Below are 23,103 nucleotides of genomic sequence, written 5' to 3' on the forward strand. Positions count from 1 at the left end.
CGGTGGGGACTCACCGGTGCCGGGTCAGTGGGTGCGGTCCGGGCGGAAGCGGCGGTACAGGATCGTGCCCGTGAGCAGGAGTGCGGCGCTGCCGGCGACGGCGGGGGCCGTCAGGTCCGCTCCGGTGCGGGCCAGGGAGGACGCCACCGGCTGCGGGGCCGGGTGGGACTCGGCGGGGGCCGGGGGCTTGGGGGCCGGGGTGTGCCGGTGGCGGGGGGTGCTGGTGCTGGGCCGGTCGCCGGGGCCGTTGACCGACTGGTTGCCCACGGCCGGGTTGCCCAGGCCGACCACGTCGACGCTGTTGCCGCTGACGTTCACCGGCAGGTGGACGGGGAGCTGGATGTCGTTGCCGGAGACCACGCCCGGCGAGTCGGCCGTGCCGCCGTGGGCCGACGCCCCGCCGGACGAGCCCGATCCGCCCTTCCCGGCGCCGCCGGTGTTCGCGCAGGTGTTGCCCACGGCCGGGTTGAGCAACCCCACGACGTTCACGGTGTTGCCGCACAGGTTCACCGGCACGTGCACCGGGAGCTGGATGCCGTTGCCGGAGACCAGCCCGGGCGAGCCGGCCGCGGAGCCGTCGGCCGCGGCACCGTCGGCCGCGAAAGCGGCGGACACCGGCAGCGCCACGGCCATCGCGCCGGACGCGGCGGCGACGGCGATCACACCGTTTCGGGTAGCCCGTCTCATAGGTTCCCTGCCTTCCAGACATCGTCGCGGGCGCTCACCCGCATCTCTTCAAACGCACACGCACCAATGCGGGTTATGGCTGATCGGCCTTTCACCCCATCGAGTGGCAGGCTTATCGAACTGCATGTAAAGCTTCTCAATGATCATCAACGGGGACGGAAGGTGCGAAGGGTACGGCACCGGGGGCCGTCCCGCTCGTCCGGAGGCGGGCCGTCCGGGGCCCGCTTATGGTGATCCGAGGGCGCCGTACCCCGGCCCGTGGCGGGCGCCCCGGGAGGCGAACCATGATGGTCATGCTGTCCCCACGGTCCGCCGTGCGGCGCTGCGCGAGTGCCGGACTCCTCACCCTGGCGCTGCTCGGAGCCGGGCTGCCCGCGGCTGCCGCCGACGGGCCGCAGCCCGACCTGTCGCGCTTCTACCGGCAGAAGGCGGTGTGGGCCGCCTGCGAGGGCCCGGACATGCCGAAGGACCTCCAGTGCGCGAAGGTCACCGTGCCGCTCGACTACGCCCGCCCCCACGCGGGCACGCTGGACGTGGCGCTGGCCCGCTACCGGGCCACGGGCGACAAGCGCGGCTCGGTGCTGCTGAACTTCGGCGGCCCCGGCGGCGCGGGCGTCAACGAACTGGCCACCGAGGGCCGCCAGTTCATGGATCTGACCAACGGCTACGACGTGGTCACCTTCGACCCGCGCGGTGTCGGCCGCTCCTCCCCCGTCAGCTGCGGTGAAGGCGGCGACGAGGCCTCGGCCGTGACGAACGAGAACGCCGACCTGGGTCATCCGCAGGTACTGCTCGAGAAGCTGCGGCAGGCCGCCGAGGAGTGCGCGCGGCACTCGGGCCCGGTGCTGCCCCACATCGGGACCGTGAACGCCTCCCGCGACCTGGACGTCATCCGCCAGGCGCTCGGCGACGACAAGCTCAACTACCTCGGCTTCTCCTACGGAACGCGGCTCGGCGCGGTGTACGCGGCACAGTTCCCGGACAAGGTCGGCCGGCTGGCCCTCGACGGGGTGGACACGCTGACCGAGTCGCTGTCGGAGCAGGGGATCGCGGGCGCCGAGGGGCAGCAGACCGCGCTGGACGACTTCCTGGACTGGTGTACGACGGATGTCGCCTGCCCGTTCGGCAAGGACCGGCGTGCCGCCGGGGCCCAGATCGTGGGGGTCGTGCACTCCCTCGACGAGAACCCGGTGCCGACGGACTTCGGCGGCTCGTTCTCCGGCCAGGACCTGGTGGGCGCCATCGGGCAGGCCCTGTACAGCAGGGAGCTGTGGCCCTCGCTGGAGCGGGCGCTGGCCTCCCTGGTCGAGGACGGCGACGCCCGGGGCGTGCTGAACTTCTCCGCCGGCGGCGTCGGCCTGCCCCGGGAAGGGCACCGGAAGGACGGCGGCCTCGTCGCCCCCGACGAGGTCCCGATGGACAACCTGCCGGCCGCGCTGATGGCGATCAACTGCGCGGACGACCCGGACCGGCCCGCCCAGGCCCGGATCACCAAGGACCTGAAGGAGCTGCGGGCCGCGTACGAGGAGGCCTCGCCGGTCTTCGGCCGCTACCGGCTCACCCAGGTGCTGATGTGTTACGGCCGCCCCAGGGGCACGGACTTCATCCGTGACCGGGTCAAGGACGTCGACTCGGCCAAGCTGCTGCTCGTGGGCACGCGCGGCGACCCGGCGACGCCGTACCGGTGGACCGTGGAGACGGCCGCACGGCTCGGTTCGTCGGCCGTGGTCCTCGACAACAAGGGCGACGGCCACACCGGCTACTCCTCCTCCAGGTGCGTGCACCGCAAGGTCAACGACTTCCTGCTCTACGGCTCCCTGCCCGCGAACGGCAGCTCCTGCCCGGCGGACGGGAACGACTGAAGCGGCAGCCCGGACGGCTCCGGCCGAGAGCCCCGCGGCCCGCGAGGGAAGGGCGCACCGACACCACCGGTCGACGACACGAACGCCACCGATCGATGACAGGACCGGCGCAAGCCCGCAACAGGCCCGAATCCGGGACAACCTTCCGGGCGTACCGCCGGTCACACTGGGCAGGCGTGCTTCGGCCGCCGTGTCCCGTACGTGACCACGACAGGGGAACCACCATGCGCATCCGCGCCGCCATCGCCGTACCCGCCGCCTCGGCCGCCGCCGCGGCCCTGCTGCTGACCGCGCCGCAGAGCCAGGCCGCCACGGGGCATGCCCAGCCCGCGCGCTGCGCCGAGAAGGCGCTGACGGTCCGGGCGAAGGCCGCGGCCGCCGACCCGACCGTGGTGCGCGTGAGCGTCACCAACCGCGGTGCCCGTGCCTGCGTCGTCGACCGGGTGCCCACGGTGACCTTCGGGGACCTGGACGGGGCCGCGCTGCCGGTGCCGGAGGGCGGCACCGGCACCTACCGGCTCGCGGCGGGCGGCACCGCCTACGCGGACGTCCGGACCATCGGCGACCCGGCGGACCCCGAGGCCCGCCGGGTGGACTCGCTCACCGTGGCCGCGTCGGCGGCGCACTGGGGCCGCTCCTTCACCGCCGCGCGGCTCGGCACCGGCAAGGAGGTCCTGGTGTGGGAGCCGGTGACGACGTGGTGGCAGCGCACGGCGGCGGCCGCGGACCGGGCCATCGGTCTCAGCTGAGCGTCAGCTCCGGCGTGTAGCGGTCCAGCCAGCAGGCGAGGTCCAGGGTGCGTTCCAGACCCCGCCGGGCCACCTGGGTGCTGACCGGTGCGTCCCGTTCGGCGACCGCCCGGACCCGGGCCCGGTCGACGAGGTCGAAGACACGGTGGGAGGGCCGGGCGAGCAGGTCCTTGGCCTGCTCCTGCAGGGCACGGGCGTACCGCGGGGTCCTGCGTGGACGGGTACGGGCTCTTGACCCGTTCGTACACCGAGCGCGGCAGGACGTCCGCGGCGGCCTCCCGCAGCAGGCTCTTCTCCCGGCCGTCGAAGGACTTCAGCGCCCACGGGGCGTTGTAGACGTACTCGACCAGCCGGTGGTCGCAGAACGGCACCCGGACCTCCAGGCCGACGGCCATGCTCATCCGGTCCTTGCGGTCGAGCAGGGCACGGACGAAGCGGGTCAGGTGCAGGTGGCTGATCTGCCGCATGCGGTACTCGAAGTCGCTCTCGCCGGCCAGGCGGTCGATGCCGGCGACGGCGGTGCGGTAGCCGTCGGCGACGTACCCCTCGAGGTCCAGGGACTTGGCGAGGTCGGCGCGCAGGACCTCGGTGTCGTCGCCGAAGTGGCGGCCGAAGTGCGCCAGCCACGGGAAGGTGTCGGCGCGGCGCGCCTCCTCGTCGAAGAACTGCAGGTAGCCGCCGAAGACCTCGTCGGCTGACTCGCCGGACAGGGCCACCGTGGACTTCTCCCGGATCGCGCGGAACAGCAGCAGGAGCGAGGCGTCCATGTCGCCGAAGCCGGCCGGCAGGTCGCGGGCGCGGATCACCTGCTCGCGTACGGCGGGGTCGGCGAGGGACTGCGCGTCGAGCACGATGTCCTGGTGGTCGGTGTGCGCGAGCCGGACCACGTCGTGCACGAACGGCGTGTCGGGGGTGCCGCGCAGTTCGTCGGCGACGAAGTTCTCGGTCTGGCCGGCGAAGTCGACGGCGAAGCTGCGCACCTGCTCCCCCCGCTCGGCCAGTTGCCGGGCGGCCAGCGCGGTCATGGCCGAGGAGTCGAGGCCGCCGGAGAGCAGGGTGCAGCGCGGCACGTCGGCGACCAGCTGGCGGCGCACGATGTCGTCGAGGAGCGAGCGCACGGTGGCGATGGTGGTGTCACGGTCGTCGGTGTGCGGGCGGGTCTAGAGCCGCCAGTAGACGCGGGTGGCGAGGCCGGAGCGGTCGACGGTGACGACGGTGCCCGGTTCGACCTCCCGCATGCCGTCCCAGATCGCGTGTCCGGGCGTCTTGACCAGGACGAACAGCTCGCGCAGTCCGTCCAGCGCGACGCGGGGGCGGGCCAGTGGGTTGGCGAGGACGGCCTTGGGCTCGGAGCCGAACAGGACGCCGTCGGGGGTCGGGTGGTAGAAGAACGGCTTGATGCCCATACGGTCGCGGATCATCACGAGCTTGTCGTGGCGGCCGTCCCACACGGCGAACGCTACATGCCGTTGAGGCGTTCGGCGATCGCGTCGCCCCATTCGAGGTAGCCGTGCAGGACGACCTCGGTGTCGGAGTCGGTGGTGAACCGGTGGCCACGGCCTTCGAGTTCCCGGCGCAGCTCGGTGAAGTTGTACGTCTCCCCGGAGTAGACCAGGGCGACCGTCCCCTCGGGGGTGGTGAGGGACATCGGCTGGCGGCCGCCGGGGAGGTCGATGATGGCGAGCCGGCGGTGTCCGAGGGCGGCCGGGCCCTCGGCCCAGGTGCCGCGGTCGTCCGGGCCCCGGCAGGCCATCGTCTCGGTCATCGCATGCAAGGTGGTGGCCTCGGCGGTCAGGTCACGGTCGAAGGAGACCCATCCGGTGATGCCGCACATGCGCTACCTCCTGCCTCCGGCTCACCGCGGACACCTCGCTCACCTGCGCTTCCGGGAGGGAGCGTGTCTGAACGCCGAACCAGTTGTAACGAGCACCTATATGACGAGCCTCCGTCAGGCACTCGGCACGGTCAACGCGGCCGTAACACGGACGGCCCGCAGGCCCCCGCCGTTTCGGCCGTGTTTTGCTTGCGCGAAATACAGTGAGGCCCATGCCGCCCGGCCGGTGCCGTCAGGAACCGGCCACAGGCAAAAACTTCCCCAAACGCCGTCCGGTTCACTGCTTCCCGGTCACGAACCGGTCGAGCACGGCGGTCAGTTCGGCGGGCTTCTCCACGGGCAGTTCGTGGCCCGCGTCCAGGATGCGCACGACGGCGTCCGGGTAGGCCTTGGCCATCCGGAGCATCTGCCGCACCGGCAGTTGGACGTCGTGGTAGCCGTGCACCATCAGGGTGGGCGTACGGATCTCACCGGCCCGGTCGAGGACGTCGAAGGCGCGCATCGCGCCGTACAGCGTCATGACGACCTCCCGCGGGGTACCCGCGGAGGCGCGGACGTGCTCCCGGATCTCCTCGCGCGGGTATCCGGGCGCGAAGGCCCGCTGGATGTTGGCGGCGACGAACAGCCTGAACGGCACCAGCGTGGAGGCCGCCATCAGCAGGCCCCGGCCGCGGCTGTACGTCATCCGGCCGATGGAGTTGACCAGCACCATCCGCTCGACCCGCGCGGGGTGGGCGAGGGCGATGGTCTGCGCGATCATCCCGCCCATGGAGTGGCCGATCAGCACGAACCGCTCGACCTCCAGGTGATCGAGCAGGGTCAGGACGTCCTCGGCGAGTTCCGCGATCGTGCGCACTCCGGCCCCGGTGCTGTCCCCGTGGCCGCGCAGGTCGAGGCGGATCACCCGCCGTCCGCCGGAGAAGTGCGCCACCTGGTGGTCCCAGCGGTGCCGGTTCGCGGTCCAGCCGTGGACGAAGACGAGGGGGACGTCCCCCGCGTCGCGGGGCCCCTCGTCGTCGTACGTCAGGGCCGCTCCGGCGACTTCGAGCTGCGGCATGGGGCCTCCTGGGGCGCGGTACCGTCCGGTTACTGACGGGTACGGTAACCGGCCGCGCCACATCGCGTCACCGGCGTCCGCCGACGAGATCCGCCGCACCTTTCGCGCTGATTACCCCGAATGCCGTAAAGGCGAATCCGCCCTATCGTCGTCTTCATGGAGCACGCACTGAGTCCCGCTACCCTCGCCGAACTGCGGCGCCCGCGTCCCTACCCGGCGGTGTCCGTGCTGACCCCGACGCACCGCCGCGAACCCGGGGCGGGCCAGGATCCGGTCCGGCTGCGCAATGTCGTGGCCGAGGCCCGCAAGCGCCTGGAGTCCGACCCCGCCGTCACCCGCGACCGGCGCGCCGAGGTCGTGGCGCAACTCGACCGTGCGCTGGCCGAGGTGGACCTGACGCACGCCGAGGACGGCCTGGTGATCTTCGCCGCCCCGGGCGAGCACCAGGTCTGGTCGCTGGGGCGCACCGTCCCCGAACGGGTCGTGCTCTCGGACACCTTCCTCACCCGCAACCTGGTCGCCGCACAGGCCTCCGAACGGCCCTTCTGGGTGCTGTCGGTCTCCGCGGACCGCGTCACGCTGTGGAGCGGCGGCCCGGGCCGGGTCGTCGAGGACCGCTCCGGAGGCTTCCCGCTCATCCGCAACCGGCCGAACTTCGACGCCGAGCGCCAGATGCGCATCGGCGAGGTGCCGAGCACCTTCCGCGACGAGGGCACTCGGCAGTTCCTGCGGGAGGCGGACACCGCGATGAGCACGGTCCTGCGCGAGCAGCCCCGCCCGCTGTACGTGACCGGCGAACAGGCGGCGCTCTCGCTGCTGGAGGAGGTCGGCACCGTCGCCAAGGCCGCCGTGCTGGTGCACCGGGGCGGGCTCGCGCACGCGGGTCCCGAGGCCGTGTGGCAGGCCGTCCGGCCCGTCCTGGAGGCGGAGACGACCAAGGACACGGCGTCCGTGGTCCGGGAACTGACCTCCGCGCGCGGCCACCGGACCTTCGCGGCCGGGCTGGACGAGCTGTGGCAGAGCGCCCGTGAGGGCCGGGTTCGGCTGCTCGCCGTGGAGGACAACTACCGCGCGACCGTCCGCGACCTCGGCGCGCATCTGATGCCGGCCGAGCCCGGTGATCTGGACGCCCGCGACGACATCGTGGACGAGATCGTCGAGCAGTGCCTGGAGACCGGCGCCGAGGTGCGCTTCGTCCCCGACGGGACCCTGGCCGACGCGAACGGCATCGCGGGCGTACTGCGGTACTGACCCACAGGCCCTGCCGAAGCCCCTCCCGGTCTCCCAGGGGTAAGCGCTCTCCCGGCGGCGTACGCTACGGCGTGATCGTCGACGGGAGGGAGCGCTCATGGGTGACCTGCTGGGGGTGGCCGTACTGGGTGCCGGCCACATGGGAGCCGATCACATACGACGTCTCGACCAAGTGGTCAGCGGCGCCAGGGTCGCGGCCGTGGCCGATCCCGACGTCGAGCGGGCGAAGGAGGCGGCGGCGGGTCTCGCGGGCGTGACCGTGCACGCCGATCCGGCGGCCGCGCTGGACGCTCCCGGCGTGGAGGCCGTGCTGATCGCCTCCCCCGGTCCCGCCCACGAGGAGGCGCTGCTCGCCTGCTTCAGCCGCGGGCTGCCGGTGCTGTGCGAGAAGCCCATGGTGCCGGACGCCACCGGCGCGCTGCGGGTCGTGGAGGCCGAGGCACGGCTCGGTCGCCGGCTGGCGCAGATCGGTTTCATGCGCCGCTACGACACCGAATACCGGCGGCTGAAGGCGCTGCTGGACGGGGGAGGCCTCGGCCGGCCCCTGATGCTGCACTGCACCCACCGCAATGTCTCCTCCCCCGCCGGCTTCACCAGCGCCATGCTGATCAACAGCTCCGTCTCCCACGAGATCGACGCGGCCCGCTGGCTGCTGGGGCAGGAGCTGACGGCGGTGACCGTGCTGCGGCCCAGGTCTGCCACGGGTGGCCCCGAGGGCCTGGTCGATCCTCAGTTCGTCCTGTTCGAGACCGAGCGGGGTGCCCTCGTCGACGTGGAGGTCTTCGTCAACTGCGGCTTCGGCTACCAGGTGCGCTGCGAGGCCGTGTGCGAGGGGGGCAGCGCCCGGATCGGCGACGAGCACACCATGGTGGTCACCACCAGGGGCAGCGCCGCTGAGGAGGTGGCGCAGGACTACCTCGTGCGGTTCGCCGACGCCTACGACCGCGAGGTGCAGGCCTGGGTCGACGCCACCCGGCGCGGTGAGGTCACCGGCCCGGACGTCTGGGACGGCTACGCGGTCTCCGCCGTCGCCGAGGCGGGGGTCCGGGCCCTGGAGACGGGCGGCCGGGTCGCCGTCGACCTCGCCCCGCGCCCCGGCCTGCGGTAGCGGGGCGCGGCGGGGGGATGCTCCGGGCCGCGCCTCACACCCCGTCGAACAGGGCGCTCAGCCCCCGCTCGACCACCACCGCCATGTCCTCCTGCCCGGCCGCCACCACCTCGTAGGTGCGCAGGAGGAAACGGCGCAACGCCGACGCCTGGAACTGCACCAGGGCGAGGCCGTACGGCGAGTGGAACTCCAGCACCGTCCGCGTGCGGCCGTAGGGCCATATCTGCACGTCGCCGTGGCCGGCCGGGGCCCGCAGCCCCTGGTCGAGCAGGGAGCGCGCGAAGGTCCAGCTCAACTCCTCGCCGTCCAGGGCGGCCTCGGCGGGGAAGTCCACGAAGACGGCGAGGGGGTCGTCCGTGGTGTACCGAAGGGTGGCCGACACCGGGATCTCCCGGTCCTCGGCGGTGATGAGCCGGGCAAGGGCGGGTTGTTCGAAGGAGACGTCCATGCCTTTATGGAGTCCGCGGAGGCCCTGCGCAGGGCGCCAAATCCGGTCAGAGTTCGGCGGATACCCGCCGGTCGACGACGCCCATGGAACACATGAGCGTCGAACATCCGATTGAGCGCTACTCCGGAGCCGTCGACATGGTCCAACTCCCGTAGGCTTCCTACGACTTGACGGCGCCGACGCGTACGTCATCCGTACCCGCGGATCGCTCCGGGAAGACTCTGGCATATGCCGGAAGCACCACCGTATCGTGTGTTGCCAAATCCCTTACGGGGCGTCGCGGGCTGTGCAACAGTCGTAACGGTCCCCCGTCCCCCTTGGCCGTATCGTTCCCCATCGGAGTGCGTCATGCCGTCCCCAGTCTCCGCGGACCGCTCAGCCGCCCAGCCGCCAGGCCGCGGCTCGGTCGAGGCGTTGATAACGCAGGCGCGGCGGCTCAAGGGCGACGTGGACGCCGTACGGCGGGACACCCGGAGCGACGGTGCGGACCCGGAGGAACGCTGGCAGCGCGCTCTGTACGACCTCGCGCTGCACCAACTGGACGACCTGGACGCCCACTTGGCACAGCTGCGGGACGGCCCTTATCCCGCCCCGGCGGAGTCGGCCGAGACCCCGGCCGTCCGGCCGGCCCCGGTCGGCACCCCGCGCGGATCGCTGCTCAGCCGCGTCGGCAGCGCGGAGTGGAACCTGCTGACGGACGAGGCCACCTGGTCCGGGGAGCTGTACCAGATCCTCGGCCGCGACCCGGCCGACCCCGCACTCACCCTGGACGAACTCCCCTCCCTGGTCCTGGAGGAGGACCGGCCGAAGCTGACCGCGATGGTGACGGACTGCCTGGTCGACGGCAAGCCCATCGACGGGGAGTTCCGCGTCCTTCGGCCCGACGCCTCCGTGCGGACCGTGCACATGATGGGCGAGCCCGTGCTCGGCGCCGACGGCGGCACCGCCTCGATGTGGGCGGTGCTGCGCGACGTCAGCGAACTGCGCCGCAGCCAGCGGACGGTGCGCGAGACCCGTGACTCGCTGCAGCACCGGCGCCGGCAGGAGCAGACCGAGCACCGGATCGCGGCCGAGCTGCAGGAGGCCGTGTTACCGCCATGGCGCGGCTCCCTGCGGCTCCCGCACCGGCGACCACCGGCTCTCGACCTCGCCGCCCACCACCTGTCGGCCACGACGAGCACGCTCATCGGCGGGGACTGGTTCGACGCGCTGGAGCTGTCCGACGGGCAGACCCTGCTCAGCGTCGGCGACCTCACCGGCCAGGGCGTGACCGTCGCCTCGGGCATGGCGATGCTGCTCGGGGCCGTACGCGGCATGGCGATGGCCGGCACCACGCCCGGCCATCTGCTCGCCATGCTCAACCAGTTACTGGACGCCACCGTGCAGCCCGCCCTGGGCAGCGCCGTCTGCTGCCGCTACCAGGCCGAGACCCGCACCCTGCTCTGGGCGCAGGCCGGACACCCCGCCCCGCTGCTGTATCGCGACGGGACGGGGCGCAGGCTGGACCCACCGGACGGCGTCCTGCTCGGCGCCACCTCGGGCGCCGTCTACGGGCAGGCCGAAGTGACCCTTCAGCCGGACGACCTCCTCCTGCTGCACACCGACGGACTGGCCTCGGGGTACAGCGGCTCGGCGGCCGTGGACCGGCTGCTCGACCTCGCGCCACGGTTCGGCGCGGCGCGCACCGCGCAGGACTGTGTGCGGACGATCGTCGAGGAGTTCGGCGGGGCCGGGCGCGAGGACGACGCGTGCGTACTCGTCGCCAAGGTCACCTCGTGACCCGAGGTCACCTCGTGACCCGACAGGCCTCCTATGCCTGTGCGCTGTTGTCGCCCTTGGCCCTCGGCTGGGGCAGGGCGAGCCTGATCTCCTCCCGCAGTTCGTGGATCTTCGGGTAGCCGGAGTACTCCGCGGTCAGCCGGTACATCTGGCGCAGCCGGTCCCAGGTGCGACGGGAGGAGTTCGATCCCATCGACATCAGGGCCAGCCGTGCGTACCGGTCGGCCTGTTCGGGGTCGTCGGCGATGAAACAGGCCGACGCCATGGACAGATGGTCGAAGATCTTCGACCGCTCGCGTCCGTCCACGCGCAGGGCGAGGGCCTTCTCCGCGTAGTGCTGGGCGTGCGCGGCCGCGCTCGGGTCGAACTCCGCCAGCGTGCGGTAGGCCAGGGCCTGCATGCCGTACAGGTCCTCGTCCTTGAAGGTCTGCATCCAGTCCGGCGTCTCCACGTCCTGCCGGTCGGAGACGAAGAGGTCCTCCGCCCGGCCGAGCGTGCGGCGCATCGCCTGGCCCTTGCCCATCGACGCCTGCGCCCAGGCCTCGATGGTGTGGAACATCGCCTTCGTACGCGGCTGCAGGCGGTCGCCGGCGCCGGACTGGGCGAGTTTCATCAGGTCCAGCGCGTCGTCCGGCCGGCCGAGGTGCACCATCTGCCGGGCCGCCCGGGACAGCGCCTCGCCGGCACGGGGCCGGTCACCGCCCTCACGGGCGGCATGGGCGGCGATGATGAAGTACTTCTGTGCTGTGGGCTCCAGGCCGACGTCGTGCGACATCCAGCCCGCGAGGACGGCGAGATTGGCGGCGACGCCCCACAGGCGCCGCTGGAGATGGGGTGGGTGGTGGTAGGCGAGCATGCCGCCCACCTCGTTCAGCTGACCCACGACCGCCTTGCGTTGCAGCCCGCCGCCGCGGGCCGCGTCCCAGGCGCGGAACACTTCGACCGAGCGCTCCAGTTCCTCGATCTCCTGCGATCCGATGGGGGCGGCCTCATAGCGGTCGAACCCAGCGGGGTCGGCGTGCAGGGGGTCGTCGAGGACAGGGGCGTCCGCCTTCAGGGTCGGGTCGGTGTGCAGCCAGTCGTACATGGCGCTGCTGAGTGTGGATCCCGCGGCGAGCGCGGCACCCGCGCCCACCAAGCCGCGTCGGTTGAGCATGAGGTCCATTCCCGTGAATTCGGTGAGGACCGCGGCGGTCCGTTCGGGCGGCCACGGCACTCCGTCGGGATGTTCCTCGATCCCGTCGCCCTGCCGTTTCCCCGCACGCCCGTGCCGTACCAGACCGAGGTCTTCGATGGTCACGACACGGCCGAGACGCTCGGTGAACAGAGCCGCCAGCACCCGCGGCACGGGATCGCGCGGGATCTCGCCCGTGTCGATCCACCGCCGCACCCGGGAGGTGTCGGTCGCCAGCTGGGGGTGGCCCATGGCCGCCGCCTGCCGGTTGACCAGTCTCGCGAGTTCGCCTTTCGACCAGCCGGCCAGGCCGAACAGGTCCGCAAGGCGGGTGTTGGGTTGTCCGCTCACTCAAGCCCCCAGGTTCTCGGCTGAGTTGACAGTAGCCCGCCGGAGGTTGCCGGGCGACTATTCGCCACGGTTCGCCAGGGTGCGCCAGATGGTGTGCCACTGGGCATCGGGTGTCAGGTAGGAACGCGCCACCCCGACCCGGTCGCCGCCTTCCACTCGAGGGCGCGGGACGGCACGCAATGACGGCATCCGCCGGGCACATTCCCCAGGGTGTGCCCGGGCGACCGGGCCGGGTTGCGCGTGAGACGCACAGGCAGGCACCGCAGGCACACGAAGGGATCTGTATCTCCCATGTACGCAGCATCGTCCTCCGTGTCCGCCCCGCCCCGGCCGCTGCGCCCCCGCCCGGCGGGCGGCGGGCCGTACCTCGACCCGGTGGCGCGGCCGGGCGCACCCGTGCTGGGCACGGGCCGGCCCCGGCGGCTGCCGGGCCAACCCGGTACCCAACCGCTCAGCGGGAGACTCGACTTGTCCGGCCCCCAGGGCGCGCAGCTGCGATCCGCGATCGCCTCGGTGCACCGGATCTGCCCGGAGTTCTCTCCGGTGCAGGTACTGCGGCGCAGCGGACGGTCCGTCCTGCTCGTCGGGACGACAGGGCGCAGCACGGCCGTCGCCAAGTGCCTGCTGGACCACTCGCCCGCCTGGGCCGAGCGGATCCGCCACGAAATAGCCGCGTACCGCTCGTTCGTCCGGCACCGGCCCCCGGTCCGCGTGCCGAGACTGATCGCGGCGGACCCGGACAACTGCACCTTGGTCATCGAGCGGATGCCTGGCCGAGTGGCGGCGCTGCAGCGGCATCCGTCGGAGGCCCCGCCCCGCGCGGACATCCGGGCCGCGCTGGGTGCGATCTGCCGGCTGAACGCCTGGCGCCCCCCGGCCGGCACCTTCGACATGCCGCTGGACTACGCCGCCCGGATCTCCCGGTTCCACGAGCTGGGCCTGCTCACCGACCGGGATCTCGGGGACCTGCAGAAGCTGCTGCACGGCATCGCCCATGAGGTGGGCCGGCACGGCATGCTCCAGTTCTGCCACGGCGATGCCCTGCTCTCGAACATCCTGCTCTCACCGGCCGGTCCAGTGCTGGTGGACTGGGAGCACGCGGGCTGGTATCTGCCGGGGTACGACCTGGCGACACTGTGGCTGCTCCTCGGGGAAGCTCCGGTGGCCCGGCGGCAGATCAGCCAGATCGCCCAGTCGGCGGGCCCGGCCTCCCGGGACGCCTTCCTGGTCAACCTGATGCTCCTGCTCACCCGGGAGATCCGTACGTACGAGACGGCCGTGCAGCGTTCGATGCACGAAACGGCCCCGGCGGCACCGGGCACGGCCCACCCGGGTGCTGCGCCGTCCGGCGAGGAACAGCGGCTGCTGCTCAGGCGGCTGCACGACGACTGCCAGATGGCCCGCAGGGCCGTCCGCGCGGCGGTCGGCACTCGCTGACGGGGACGACGGCTCCGCGATGCGCCCAGAGCGGCGGCGCACCGCGGGCCTTCGTGTGTGCGGGACGCCTTCGGACGCAGGGGAACGCGCCCGGCCGCCGTGCCCAATGGTGTATGCCAGTGACGCTCCGCAGGCCCGCGCACCGCCGCCGCGAAACTCGCCGAAACCCCTCCGTGACGTGGGAAATCACTGCCGCGAAGGCATCATTGACGGATCGTCGGCAAGCAGGTACCACTGACCCAGCTCGGCGCCGCACGCCCCGCCAAGCCCACCCGTCACAGGAGGCCGCATTGCGAGGTTCCGCCACCGACCCCACGTCCACACCCGGCCACAGACATCTCCGGCGCACCGTCGGCCCGCTGGCCTCCGCGGCCCTGCTGCTGCCGCTGCTCGGCGCGGTCCCCGCCCACGGCTCCACGGACTCCTCAGCCGCCCGGCTGCAGCACGCGTTCGCCACCGCCGCGGCCGACTACCACGTGCCGCAGAGTGTCCTGCTGGCCGTCTCCTATCTGCAGTCCCGCTGGGACTCGCACGGCGGCGCGCCCAGTGTGACCGGCGGCTACGGCCCGATGCACCTCACCGACGCCCGGACCGCGCTCGCGACCTCGGAGCACTTCGCCGAGGGTGCGGAGGACGCCCGGGGCGACACCGCCCGGGCCGCCCTGCACCCCGACATCGAGGTGCCGGCCGCAGCCACGGTCCCGGCCCGCCTGACGACGCTGCCGAAGGCGGCGGAACTGACCGGCATCCCGGCCGAGCACCTGCGCACCGACCCGGCGGCGAACGTGGCCGGCGGCGCCGCCCTGCTCGCCGCCGCGCAGAGGGAGCTGGGCGAGCCGCTGAGCGCCGACCCTGCCGACTGGTACGGCGCGGTGGCCCGCTTCTCCGGCGCCGACGACACCGCGACCGCCGCCGCCTACGCCGACGACGTGTACGACGTCCTGCGCACGGGCGAGGAACGCACCACCGACGACGGCCAGCTGGTCGCCCTGGCCGCCCAGCCGAAGCTGACCGCCGACACAGCCCAGCTGCAGCGGGCCGGCCTGCGCACCCTCCCCGCGGACGACACCGAGTGCCCGCGGTCGGTGTCCTGCGAGTCGGTCCCGGCGCCGTACGCGCAGTTCGGGAACGACGACTACGGCAACCACGACCTCGGCGACCGCCCGGCCTCGCAGCGCATCAAGTACATCGTCATCCATGACACCGAGGGCGCCTGGGACGGGGTGCTCAATCTGATCCAGGACCCGACCTATGTGTCCTGGAACTACACCATCCGTTCCACCGACGGTCTGATCGCCCAGCACGTGAAAGCGAAGGACGTGGCCTGGCACGCCGGCAACTGGGACATCAACGCCCGGTCGATCGGCATCGAGCACGAGGGCTTCCTGGCGAATCCGGACGCCTGGTACACGGAGGCGATGTACCGGTCCTCGGCGCGGCTGGTGCGGTACCTGGCCCGCACGTACGGCATCCCGCTGGACCGGCAGCACATCCTGGGCCACGACAACGTGCCCGGACCGACCACGTCCACCGTCCCCGGTATGCACACGGACCCCGGCCCGTACTGGGACTGGCGGCACTACTTCCAGCTGCTGGGCCACCCCTTCAAGCGCACGGCCGGCAAGAAGGCCGCACTGGTGACGATCCTTCCGGACTACGCCGCGAACCGGCCCGTCTACACGGGCTGCACCACCAAGGGCGAGCCCTGCGCGGCGCACGGTTCCAGCGAGGTGCGGCTGTACTCCGACCACGATGTGGACGCGCCGCTCATCAAGGACATCGGTCTGAGGACGGACCCGACCAACGGGGTGAACGACCTGTCGTCGCGGGTGTCCACCGGCCAGCAGTACGCGGTCGCCGATCGCTGGGGCGACTGGACGGCCATCTGGTACCTGGGGCAGAAGGCCTGGTTCCGGAACCCGGGCGAGGAGCCGACGGCGGTGCCCGCGAAGGGACTCGTGGTGACCCCGAAGGACGGCCTGACGAGCGTGCCGGTGTACGGCCGCGCCTACCCGGAGAAGGAGGCCTACCCGGCGGGCGTCCCCGCCCAGTCGGTGGTGCCGCTGCCGTACACGATCCCGGCCGGGCAGAAGTACGTGGTCGGTGACGAGGTGCCGGGCGAGTACTACTACGCGGTCACCTTCACCACCGACTCGCACCGGGTCGTGGTGGGCAAGGACCTGTACTACGAGATCCAGTACGGCCACCGGGTCGCGTTCGTCCGGGCGGCGGACGTGACGCCCGAGGGCTCGGCCCGCTAGCGGCGGCCGGTGTCTCAGCCCTGCTGGAAAAGCTCCGCCGGGAGCGGCTTCAGCAGGGCGTACAGGTCGTCGGTGATGGGGCGGTCCCAGGCGGCGATGGTCACGAGGACGCCGTCGCTGCGATCGAACTGCACACAGGAGATCCGGCTCTCGGAGAGCTTCAGCCGTCGCACGATGAGGAGGTTGTCGCCCTGGAGGACCGGCGTGTCCTCGGTCTCGACGACGGTCACCTCCTCGTCGTTCTCCAGCGCCAGCAGCAGCTGGCCCACCTCGAAGGGGATCTCTCCCTCTGCGACCTCGCGGGCCGGGGAGCCCTCCGGCAGATTGCCGATGATCATCGCGGGGCCGCGGCCGCCGAAGAGGTCGTAACGCAGGAAGACACCCTGGCAGGTGCCGTCGGGGGCGGGCAGCAGGCCCGCGCCGAGGTTGCCCGGCCAGTCGCCCGGGTCCATGGCCAGCACGTCGAAGTCGGGTCCGGCAGGAGTGGCGCTGCGGCGGCGGAGGAACGACATGCGGCCATGGTACGTGCCCGGGCCCCGGTGGGTGACCTGCGGGCCGCCGGGCAGCGCAGCGGCCCGGCGGGCGTACGGCCGGCTAGCTCAGGGGGCAGTCGGCGAGCAGCGTGCCCGGGTCCGCGTCGGCCGGGCGGGCGACCGTGTGATCGGCGGGCGGACGGCCGTCCCCGCTGATCCAGCGTTCCAGTGCCGTGACCGCCGAACGGTGGCAGGGCACCATCGGGCGGAGCCGGCCGGGGAAGGCGTCGACCAGGGAGTCGGTGTGCGTGCCGTCCTCGATGCGGTAGTAGCGCAGCAGTCCGCCGCGCCCGGCCGTGTGGACCATGCGCGCGTACACGTCGGAGTCCTGGCTGATCGGCAGCAGCACGTCCAGGGTGCCCTGCAGGGTGATGAGGGGTTTGCCGATGCGTCCGGTGAGGGCGATGCGGCCGACGGCGCGGTGGACGGCGGCCGGGCGGGCCGGGTAGTCGTAGTCGGCGTCGCAGGCGGGGGTGCCGGAGGCGCAGAAGGGGGTGCCCGCCTCGGTGGCGCCGTCGTAGCCGGGGTCGAGTTCCTCGCGGTAGATGCGCTGGGTGAGGTCCCAGTAGACCTGGTGGTGGTACGGCCACAGGAACTCGGAGCCGGCCGGGAAGCCCGCCCGGTGCAGGGCTGCCTGGGCATCGGCGGCTCCGGGGCCGCCTGCGGCGTAGGCGGGGTAGTGGCGCAGCGCGGCCGGCAGGAAGGTGAACAGGTTGGGGCCGTCGGCGCGCCAGAGGGTGCCTTCCCAGTCGACTCCGCCGTCGTACAGCTCGGGGTGGTTCTCCAGTTGCCAGCGCACCAGGTAGCCGCCGTTGGACAGGCCGGTGGCGATCGTGCGGGCCGGGGGGCGGTGGTAGCGCTGCGCGACGACGGCGCGGGCGGCGCGGGTGAGCTGGGTGAGGCGGGTGTTCCATTCGGCGATGGCGTCGCCGGGCCGCCGGCCGTCGCGGTAGAAGGCGGTGCCGGTGTTGCCCTTGTCGGTGGCGGCGTAGGCGTAGCCGCGGGCGAGCACCCAGTCGGCGATGGCCCGGTCGTTGGCGTACTGCTCGCGGTTGCCCGGGGTTCCGGCGACCACCAGTCCGCCGTTCCAGTGGTCGGGCAGGCGTATGACGAACTGGGAGTCGTGGTTCCAGCCGTGGTCGGTGTTGGTGGTGGAGGTGTCCGGGAAGTAGCCGTCGATCTGGATGCCGGGGACGCCGCTGGGCGTGGACAGGTCCTTGGGGGTGAGACCCGCGTAGTCGGCCGGGTCGGTGTGGCCGGAGGCCACGGTCCCGGCGGTGGTCAGTTCGTCCAGGCAGTCGGCCTGCTGGTGGGCGGCGCCCGGCACCCGCAGTTGGGCGCGGCCGGCACAGTGCCCGGCCGGTGTCTGCGAGCCGGTGGGCGCCGCGGTGGCCGGGGTGATCAGCAGGGAGCAGGCGGCGGCGAGTGACAGTGCGCCGAGCGCGGCACGCCGTGCAGGCCGGCCGAGCGGTGACGTGCGGTGAGGGGGCATGCGGTACCTCCGGCGGGTTGGGGACGCGCTGGAGGTTAGGGCCCGGTGGTGGTGCCGGACATGTGTGGGGCCGCCATGATGGCGGCCCTTAGAGCGTCGCCGGCCACCATGGCGACCTGTTCCTCTTGCTGACTGTCCGTCAGGGGCAGCCGCTGTCGGCGAGTGTGTAGTAGCCGGTGGGCGATTCCTTGAGGGTGTGGGAGACGAAGGTGTTGTACAGGCCCATGTTCTGGTGGGAGCCGACCGCGTACGTGTAGCCGCCGCTGGTGGTGGCCCGTCCCGCCTGCACATGGGCGTAGTTGCTCGCCGTCGAGCAGTTGGCGGTGCCTCCGTCCCCCGGGTCGGAGCCGCCCGGGTCGGAGGTGTCCAGGCCGAAGAACCGGGCGATCCAGCGGCTGGAGCAGATGGAGTCCAGGAAGTACGGGGCGCCGGTGCTGCCGCACTGCTCGCTGCCGGTGCCCGGATCGACCGGGGTGCCGTGGCCGATGCCCGGGACGCGGTCGACCTCTACGGCGACCGTGCCGTCGGCGGCCAGGTACTGGTCCTGCCGGGTGGCGTCCGGCCCGATGGTCGTCGTACGCGTGGGGGTCTGGGACAGGCCGTGCAGGGCCGTCCACTGGTCGCGCAGTTCGGTGGCGTTGCGCGGTACGACGGTGGTGTCCTGGTCGCCGTACCAGACGGCCGCGCGCGGCCACGGCCCGGTGTACGACGGAACGGCGTCGCGCACCCGCTGGGCCCACTGGGCCGGGCTCAGGTCGACGCCGGGGTTCATGCAGGTGTAGGGGCTGTTGTCCTTGGTGCAGTCGTAGGGCAGGCCGGCCACGACCGCCCCGGCGGAGAAGACGTCGGGGTAGGTCGCGAGCATGACCGACGTCATGGCGCCGCCCGCGGACAGGCCGGTGACGTAGACCCGTCGGGGGTCGGCGCCGTAGGCGGTGACGGCGTGGCTGACCATCTGCCGGATGGAGAGGGCTTCGCCCTGGTCACGCCGGTTGTCGCCGGCCTGGAACCAGTTGAAGCACTTGCTCGCGTTGTTGGCGGTCGTGGTCTCGGCGAGCACGAGCAGGAAGCCGTCGGTGTCGGCGAGTCGCGGCAGCCCGGAGTTGTCCGCGTAGACCTGGGCGCTCTGTGTGCATCCGTGCAGGGCGACCACCACCGGCGGCTGCGCCGGCAGGGAGGCGGGCCGGTACACGTACATGGCGAGGGCGCCCGGATTGGTTCCGAAACCGGTCACCTTGGTGAGGGTGACGGAGGCCCGGGCGGCGGGCACGGGGCCGGCGAGCGCGGTGCCCAGGACGACGGCGACGACGGCCAGGAGGCGGGGCAGCAGGCGGGCCCGGTGGCGGCGGGACCGGCGTTCCTGGGTGTCGGCTCCGGGGACGGGCCCGCGGTGCGCTCGGGGCGGCTTCCTGAACGGGGGCAGTGGCATGGCGGCTCCTTCGGTGGCACACGGGTCCCGGCCGCTCCCGCGCAGGGGCTGCGCCTGGAGCACCGGGCGTGGCGGAACCGTAGGTTCGGGCGTGTCCGGGCACCATGGCGCCGCGCACCACAGCCGTCAGGGCGGCAGTCCGCAGCGGACGGATTGCGGGTGGCTGTGCGGTCTGCTACGCCTCGTCGGCCGCGAGCATGCCGGACTCACTCCTCCGGCGCTCCCGGCGGCACCACGGCGATCGGGCTCGCGGCGTGCAGCAGCACGGCCTGGGTGACCGAGCCCATCATGCGGGCCGGGGCGAGCAACCGCCGCCGGTGCCGTCCGACGACGACCAGTTCGGCGTCCCTGGAGGCCGCGACGAGGTGGCCGGCCGCGTCGCCGGGCAGAGCCTCGGCGTCGGCCCGGACCTCGGGGTGCCGCTTACGGTGCGGGGCGAGGAACCCCTGGGCCAGGGCGCGGGTCTCGCGCTCGACGGCGTTCTGGTCGACCGGGGGCGGCGCCGACTGGCCGGGGGCGGACCACGTCTGCACCGGCCACGGATAGGCGGCGATCACCTGGACCCGGGCGTTGCGCAGGGCTGCCTCGGCGAACGCGAAGGCGAGGACGGCCTCGTCGGGGCTGTCGGCGTGCAGCCCGACGACCACCCGGGGCCCCGGCTCGGCGGGTCCGTCCCCGTGCACCTCACGGCCGGGCGGGGGGACGACGACCACCGGGCACTCGGCGTCCCGGGCGGCGGCGAGGCCGTTGGAGCCGAGCAGCAGGCTGGCGAAGCCGCCGCGGCCCCGCGAGCCGAGGACCAACAGCTGGGCGTCCGTGCCCAGTTCGGGCAGGACGGCGCCGGGCACGCCCTCCAGGGCGACGTACTCCACGGCCGGCAACTCGGCGCGGTCCGCGAGCCGGGACCGCACCTCGTCGAGCACGGGATCGCCCTCCGCCTCGGGTGGCCCGGCGACCAGTACGTCGGCCTGGCCCCAGGCGGCGTACTGCCGTACGTGCACCACCCGCAGGGGTGCGGCGCGGCGACGGGCGTCGGCCAGGGCCCACTCCAGGGCCCGCATGCTGTCCTCGGAACCGTCGACCGCGGCGATGACCGGCGCAGTGCTCATCCTTCTTCACCTCCGGAACGCGACCTTGCCCTTTCGGGGGCCAGCCTCGCTCAGCCGGCGGCCCCGGCAGGGCGCTGTCGATCGCGTGTCCGGAAATCCGGTCGGAACACCCCTCGCTCAGGTCAGGTCGAACTCGCCTTCCCTCGCGCCGGAGACGAAGGCGCCCCACTCCGCGGGGGTGAAGATCAGGGACGGGCTCTCCGGACGGCCGCTGTTGCGCATCGCGATGAAGCCCTCGACAAAGGCGATCTGCACGTCCCCCAGACCTCGGCTGCTGGACTGCCACTCGGCCTTGCTGAGATCCAGCTCCGGCTTGTCCCAGCCCGCGAGCGGCTGCTGCTGGATGGTGCTCTCGGCCACGTCCGTGCTCCTCCCGGTTCGTCGTCCGCGGTCAGCCTAGCGACCGCTCACGACGGCCGACAGGCCACGTGGGAAGGACCTTTGAGGATTCGGGGGGCTCGGACCCGGCGAGCCACGTGGAGAGGAACTGCGAGCCGCCGCCGTTGGCGTGTCCGAGCACCCTGCGGGCGCCGTCCACCTGGTGCTCTCCGGCCTGTGCGCGCCTGGAGGACCTCCGGTAGGGCCAGGGGCCACCGGGAGGTCGCGGGGTGTCCCAGCACGGTGACGGCCTCGGACAACTACTCTGTGTGCACGGCCGACGGGGTCTGTTCACGGGCGGTGACGGTCGGCCTCCGGTGACGAGGGAGCCGGGAGCCGTTCCTCGCCCCGCCCGTCGCCCGGCCAGGGCTCCGCGCGGAAGGACCACCAGGTGCCGAACCTCACGCCTCCCCGACTGCCGCACAGCGACGAGGTGCCGGACACCGACAGCACCGGGTGCCGCGACTGCGCCACAGGGCAGGGCTCGCGGCCCGGCCGGTCCGGGCGGTGGCACCGGCACACCGGTGCCGCGCGGGTCATGAGCGTGAGCACGGCCGTCCTGTCCTCCGCCCTCCTCCTGTCCGCGCTGCTGCTGCCGGACCACCTCGACCGCCTCACCCCCGCGGCGTTCCTGCGGCTTCCGGCCGAGGGCATCGTGCTCGCCGTTGCGCTGCTGGTGCTGCCGCCCCGGGCGAGGCGGGTCACGGCGGTGGCGACCGGCTCGCTGATCGGGCTGCTCGCCCTGCTCAAGTGCCTGGACATGGGCTTCCACGCGGTCCTCTTCCGCCCGTTCGACCCGGTGCTGGACTGGGTGCTGCTGGACAACGCGGCGGACTACCTGCGGGACACCTCCGGCCGGGCCGGTGAGCTGCTCGTCCTCGCCGGTGTCCTGCTCCTCGCGGCCGCGCTGCTCGTACTGACCTCGGCCGCGACGGTCCGGCTCGCCTCCCTGACGGCCCGGCACCGCCCTGGGGCCGTCCATGCCGTCCTGGCGCTGGGCACCGCCTGGATCACCTGCGTCACGCTGGGCCTGCGCTGCGGCGGCCTGCCCGTCGCCGCCACGGTCGACGCCGGCCTCCTCGGCGAGCACGTCCCGCAGGTGCGCACGTCCCTCGCGGACGCGCGGCTCTTCCGGCGCCAGGCCGCGGTCGACGCCTTCGCGCACACGCCGCCCGAGCGGTTGCTGACGGGTCTGCGCGGCAAGGACGTGCTGTTCACCTTCGTCGAGAGCTACGGCCGTTCGGCGATCGAGGACCCGGCGACGGCCCCGCGGATCGGCGCGGTCCTGGAGGAAGGCTCCGCCGCACTCCGCGCGGCGGGATTCAGGGCCCGCAGCGGCTGGCTGCGCTCGCCGGTGACGGGCGGCGGCAGCTGGCTGGCCCACTCGACCTTCCTGTCCGGCCTGTGGATCAGCAACCAGCAGCGGTTCCGCACCCTCACCTCCAGCGACCGGACCACCCTCACCGGCTCCTTCCGCAGGACGGGCGCCTGGCGGACGGTCGGCATCGTGCCGGGGGTCCGGGAGGCCTGGCCGGAAGGCGGGTTCTTCGGTCTGGACCACGTCTACGACGCCACGCACCTCGGCTACCGCGGCCCGGACTTCGGCTGGTCGCAGGTGCCCGACCAGTTCAGCCTGGAGACCTTCCGGCGGCGCGAGTTCGGCAAGCGCGGCCGGGGCCCGCTGACTGCGGAGATCGTCCTCACCTCCAGCCACCATCCCTGGGCGCCCGTCCCCCGCCTGATCGACTGGGCGGACCTGGGCGACGGCTCGGTCTTCCACCGGGTCAAGAGCGCGGCCAAGGATCAGCAGGAGGTCTGGAAGGACCCGCGGAGCCTGCGGGCCGCGTACCGTGACGCCATCGCGTACTCACTGCGCAGCCTCATCGGATTCCTGCAGCGGTACGGCAACGACGACACGGTCCTGGTCTTCCTGGGCGACCACCAGCCCATCCCGGCCGTCACCGCGGGCAGCCCTCGCAAGGACGTGCCCGTGACGATCGTCGCCCGCGATCCGGAGGTGCTGGACCGGGTGTCCGGCTGGGGCTGGACCGAGGGACTGAAGCCGGCCGGGGACGCCCCGATCTGGCCGATGAACGCGTTCCGGGACCGGTTCATGGAGGCCTACGGCCCACAGCCGGGCTGATCCGAGCCCACAGAAGCCCGT

The 23,103-nt window shown here is 72.8% G+C and carries 17 protein-coding genes and 1 pseudogene; 8 read left to right on the top strand and 10 right to left on the bottom strand.

Annotated elements, in window-relative coordinates:
- Positions 1–24 precede the first annotated feature (24 nt).
- Positions 25–663 (bottom strand): chaplin, encoded by a 639-nt coding sequence (locus ACGFRF_RS01310; protein WP_393735981.1) that lies wholly within the window; start codon positions 661–663, stop codon positions 25–27.
- Between the two features lie 308 nt (positions 664–971).
- On the opposite strand from ACGFRF_RS01310, the gene ACGFRF_RS01315 reads away from it, so the two are divergent.
- Positions 972–2,549 (top strand): alpha/beta hydrolase, encoded by a 1,578-nt coding sequence (locus ACGFRF_RS01315; protein WP_393735983.1) that lies wholly within the window; start codon positions 972–974, stop codon positions 2,547–2,549.
- Positions 2,550–2,773: 224 nt separating this feature from the next.
- Complete coding sequence (locus tag ACGFRF_RS01320) at positions 2,774–3,298, top strand: DUF4232 domain-containing protein (RefSeq protein WP_393735985.1); 525 nt, start codon at positions 2,774–2,776, stop codon at positions 3,296–3,298.
- Here ACGFRF_RS01320 and asnB read toward each other — a convergent pair.
- Both asnB and ACGFRF_RS01330 read right to left on the bottom strand, forming a co-directional pair.
- Positions 3,291–5,132 (bottom strand): annotated as a pseudogene (gene asnB / locus ACGFRF_RS01325) (asparagine synthase (glutamine-hydrolyzing)). The gene ACGFRF_RS01320 and the pseudogene asnB overlap by 8 nt on opposite strands.
- Before the next feature lie 277 nt (positions 5,133–5,409).
- Positions 5,410–6,189, bottom strand: a complete 780-nt coding sequence (locus ACGFRF_RS01330) for an alpha/beta fold hydrolase (protein WP_393735987.1) — start codon at positions 6,187–6,189, stop codon at positions 5,410–5,412.
- A 156-nt stretch (positions 6,190–6,345) separates the two neighbouring features.
- Between ACGFRF_RS01330 and ACGFRF_RS01335 the strand changes: the two genes are divergently transcribed.
- Entirely contained in the window at positions 6,346–7,440 is a 1,095-nt protein-coding gene (locus ACGFRF_RS01335) for a chemotaxis protein (protein WP_393735989.1), read from the top strand.
- A gap of 97 nt (positions 7,441–7,537) precedes the next feature.
- A complete protein-coding gene (locus tag ACGFRF_RS01340) occupies positions 7,538–8,548 on the top strand; it encodes a Gfo/Idh/MocA family protein (RefSeq protein WP_393735991.1) in 1,011 nt (336 codons plus the stop codon).
- Positions 8,549–8,582: 34 nt separating this feature from the next.
- On the opposite strand, the gene ACGFRF_RS01345 is transcribed toward ACGFRF_RS01340, so the two are convergent.
- Positions 8,583–8,996: an SsgA family sporulation/cell division regulator gene (locus tag ACGFRF_RS01345; RefSeq protein WP_393735993.1), complete on the bottom strand. Its 414-nt coding sequence runs from the start codon at positions 8,994–8,996 to the stop codon at positions 8,583–8,585.
- Positions 8,997–9,344: 348 nt separating this feature from the next.
- Between ACGFRF_RS01345 and ACGFRF_RS01350 the strand changes: the two genes are divergently transcribed.
- Positions 9,345–10,775: a PP2C family protein-serine/threonine phosphatase gene (locus ACGFRF_RS01350; RefSeq protein WP_393735995.1), complete on the top strand. Its 1,431-nt coding sequence runs from the start codon at positions 9,345–9,347 to the stop codon at positions 10,773–10,775.
- Between the two features lie 31 nt (positions 10,776–10,806).
- Here ACGFRF_RS01350 and ACGFRF_RS01355 read toward each other — a convergent pair whose 3' ends face one another.
- Positions 10,807–12,300 carry a hypothetical protein gene (locus tag ACGFRF_RS01355; protein ID WP_393735997.1) on the bottom strand — a complete coding sequence of 498 codons (1,494 nt, stop codon included), beginning with the start codon at positions 12,298–12,300 and terminating at the stop codon, positions 10,807–10,809.
- Positions 12,301–12,591: 291 nt separating this feature from the next.
- Between ACGFRF_RS01355 and ACGFRF_RS01360 the strand changes: the two genes are divergently transcribed.
- On the top strand, positions 12,592–13,737 hold the full coding sequence (locus tag ACGFRF_RS01360; protein ID WP_393735998.1) for an aminoglycoside phosphotransferase family protein: 1,146 nt from the start codon (positions 12,592–12,594) through the stop codon (positions 13,735–13,737).
- A gap of 290 nt (positions 13,738–14,027) precedes the next feature.
- On the top strand, positions 14,028–15,998 hold the full coding sequence (locus tag ACGFRF_RS01365) for an N-acetylmuramoyl-L-alanine amidase (protein ID WP_393736000.1): 1,971 nt from the start codon (positions 14,028–14,030) through the stop codon (positions 15,996–15,998).
- A 14-nt stretch (positions 15,999–16,012) separates the two neighbouring features.
- Here the strand turns inward: ACGFRF_RS01365 and ACGFRF_RS01370 are convergent, their stop codons facing one another.
- From ACGFRF_RS01370 to ACGFRF_RS01390, 5 genes are all read right to left on the bottom strand, one after another.
- Positions 16,013–16,510 carry a hypothetical protein gene (locus ACGFRF_RS01370; protein ID WP_393736002.1) on the bottom strand — a complete coding sequence of 166 codons (498 nt, stop codon included), beginning with the start codon at positions 16,508–16,510 and terminating at the stop codon, positions 16,013–16,015.
- An 82-nt stretch (positions 16,511–16,592) separates the two neighbouring features.
- Positions 16,593–18,023, bottom strand: coding sequence for a 3-hydroxybutyrate oligomer hydrolase family protein (locus tag ACGFRF_RS01375; RefSeq protein ID WP_393736004.1), 1,431 nt, complete (start codon positions 18,021–18,023; stop codon positions 16,593–16,595).
- Positions 18,024–18,162: 139 nt separating this feature from the next.
- Positions 18,163–19,452 (bottom strand): alpha/beta hydrolase family esterase, encoded by a 1,290-nt coding sequence (locus ACGFRF_RS01380; RefSeq protein WP_393736005.1) that lies wholly within the window; start codon positions 19,450–19,452, stop codon positions 18,163–18,165.
- A 206-nt stretch (positions 19,453–19,658) separates the two neighbouring features.
- A complete protein-coding gene (locus ACGFRF_RS01385; RefSeq protein ID WP_393736006.1) occupies positions 19,659–20,561 on the bottom strand; it encodes a universal stress protein in 903 nt (300 codons plus the stop codon).
- 117 nt (positions 20,562–20,678) lie between these two features.
- Positions 20,679–20,921: a DUF397 domain-containing protein gene (locus ACGFRF_RS01390; protein ID WP_103816026.1), complete on the bottom strand. Its 243-nt coding sequence runs from the start codon at positions 20,919–20,921 to the stop codon at positions 20,679–20,681.
- A gap of 556 nt (positions 20,922–21,477) precedes the next feature.
- On the opposite strand from ACGFRF_RS01390, the gene ACGFRF_RS01395 reads away from it, so the two are divergent.
- A complete protein-coding gene (locus ACGFRF_RS01395) occupies positions 21,478–23,082 on the top strand; it encodes a sulfatase (RefSeq protein ID WP_393736007.1) in 1,605 nt (534 codons plus the stop codon).
- Positions 23,083–23,103 lie beyond the last annotated feature (21 nt).

This window comes from Streptomyces sp. NPDC048521, from assembly GCF_043199855.1.
Lineage (GTDB): Bacteria > Actinomycetota > Actinomycetes > Streptomycetales > Streptomycetaceae > Streptomyces.

Bases quoted from the DNA above. Each gene is read 5' to 3' on its own strand.
- ACGFRF_RS01345 (WP_393735993.1), bottom strand. From the start codon at position 8,996: ATGGACGTCTCCTTCGAACAACCCGCCCTTGCCCGGCTCATCACCGCC.
- ACGFRF_RS01360 (WP_393735998.1), top strand. From the start codon at position 12,592: ATGTACGCAGCATCGTCCTCCGTGTCCGCCCCGCCCCGGCCGCTGCGC.
- ACGFRF_RS01375 (WP_393736004.1), bottom strand. From the start codon at position 18,023: ATGCCCCCTCACCGCACGTCACCGCTCGGCCGGCCTGCACGGCGTGCC.
- ACGFRF_RS01385 (WP_393736006.1), bottom strand. From the start codon at position 20,561: ATGAGCACTGCGCCGGTCATCGCCGCGGTCGACGGTTCCGAGGACAGC.
- ACGFRF_RS01370 (WP_393736002.1), bottom strand. From the start codon at position 16,510: ATGTCGTTCCTCCGCCGCCGCAGCGCCACTCCTGCCGGACCCGACTTC.
- ACGFRF_RS01320 (WP_393735985.1), top strand. From the start codon at position 2,774: ATGCGCATCCGCGCCGCCATCGCCGTACCCGCCGCCTCGGCCGCCGCC.
- ACGFRF_RS01340 (WP_393735991.1), top strand. From the start codon at position 7,538: ATGGGTGACCTGCTGGGGGTGGCCGTACTGGGTGCCGGCCACATGGGA.
- ACGFRF_RS01315 (WP_393735983.1), top strand. From the start codon at position 972: ATGATGGTCATGCTGTCCCCACGGTCCGCCGTGCGGCGCTGCGCGAGT.
- ACGFRF_RS01330 (WP_393735987.1), bottom strand. From the start codon at position 6,189: ATGCCGCAGCTCGAAGTCGCCGGAGCGGCCCTGACGTACGACGACGAG.
- ACGFRF_RS01335 (WP_393735989.1), top strand. From the start codon at position 6,346: ATGGAGCACGCACTGAGTCCCGCTACCCTCGCCGAACTGCGGCGCCCG.
- ACGFRF_RS01395 (WP_393736007.1), top strand. From the start codon at position 21,478: ATGAGCGTGAGCACGGCCGTCCTGTCCTCCGCCCTCCTCCTGTCCGCG.
- ACGFRF_RS01350 (WP_393735995.1), top strand. From the start codon at position 9,345: ATGCCGTCCCCAGTCTCCGCGGACCGCTCAGCCGCCCAGCCGCCAGGC.
- ACGFRF_RS01380 (WP_393736005.1), bottom strand. From the start codon at position 19,452: ATGCCACTGCCCCCGTTCAGGAAGCCGCCCCGAGCGCACCGCGGGCCC.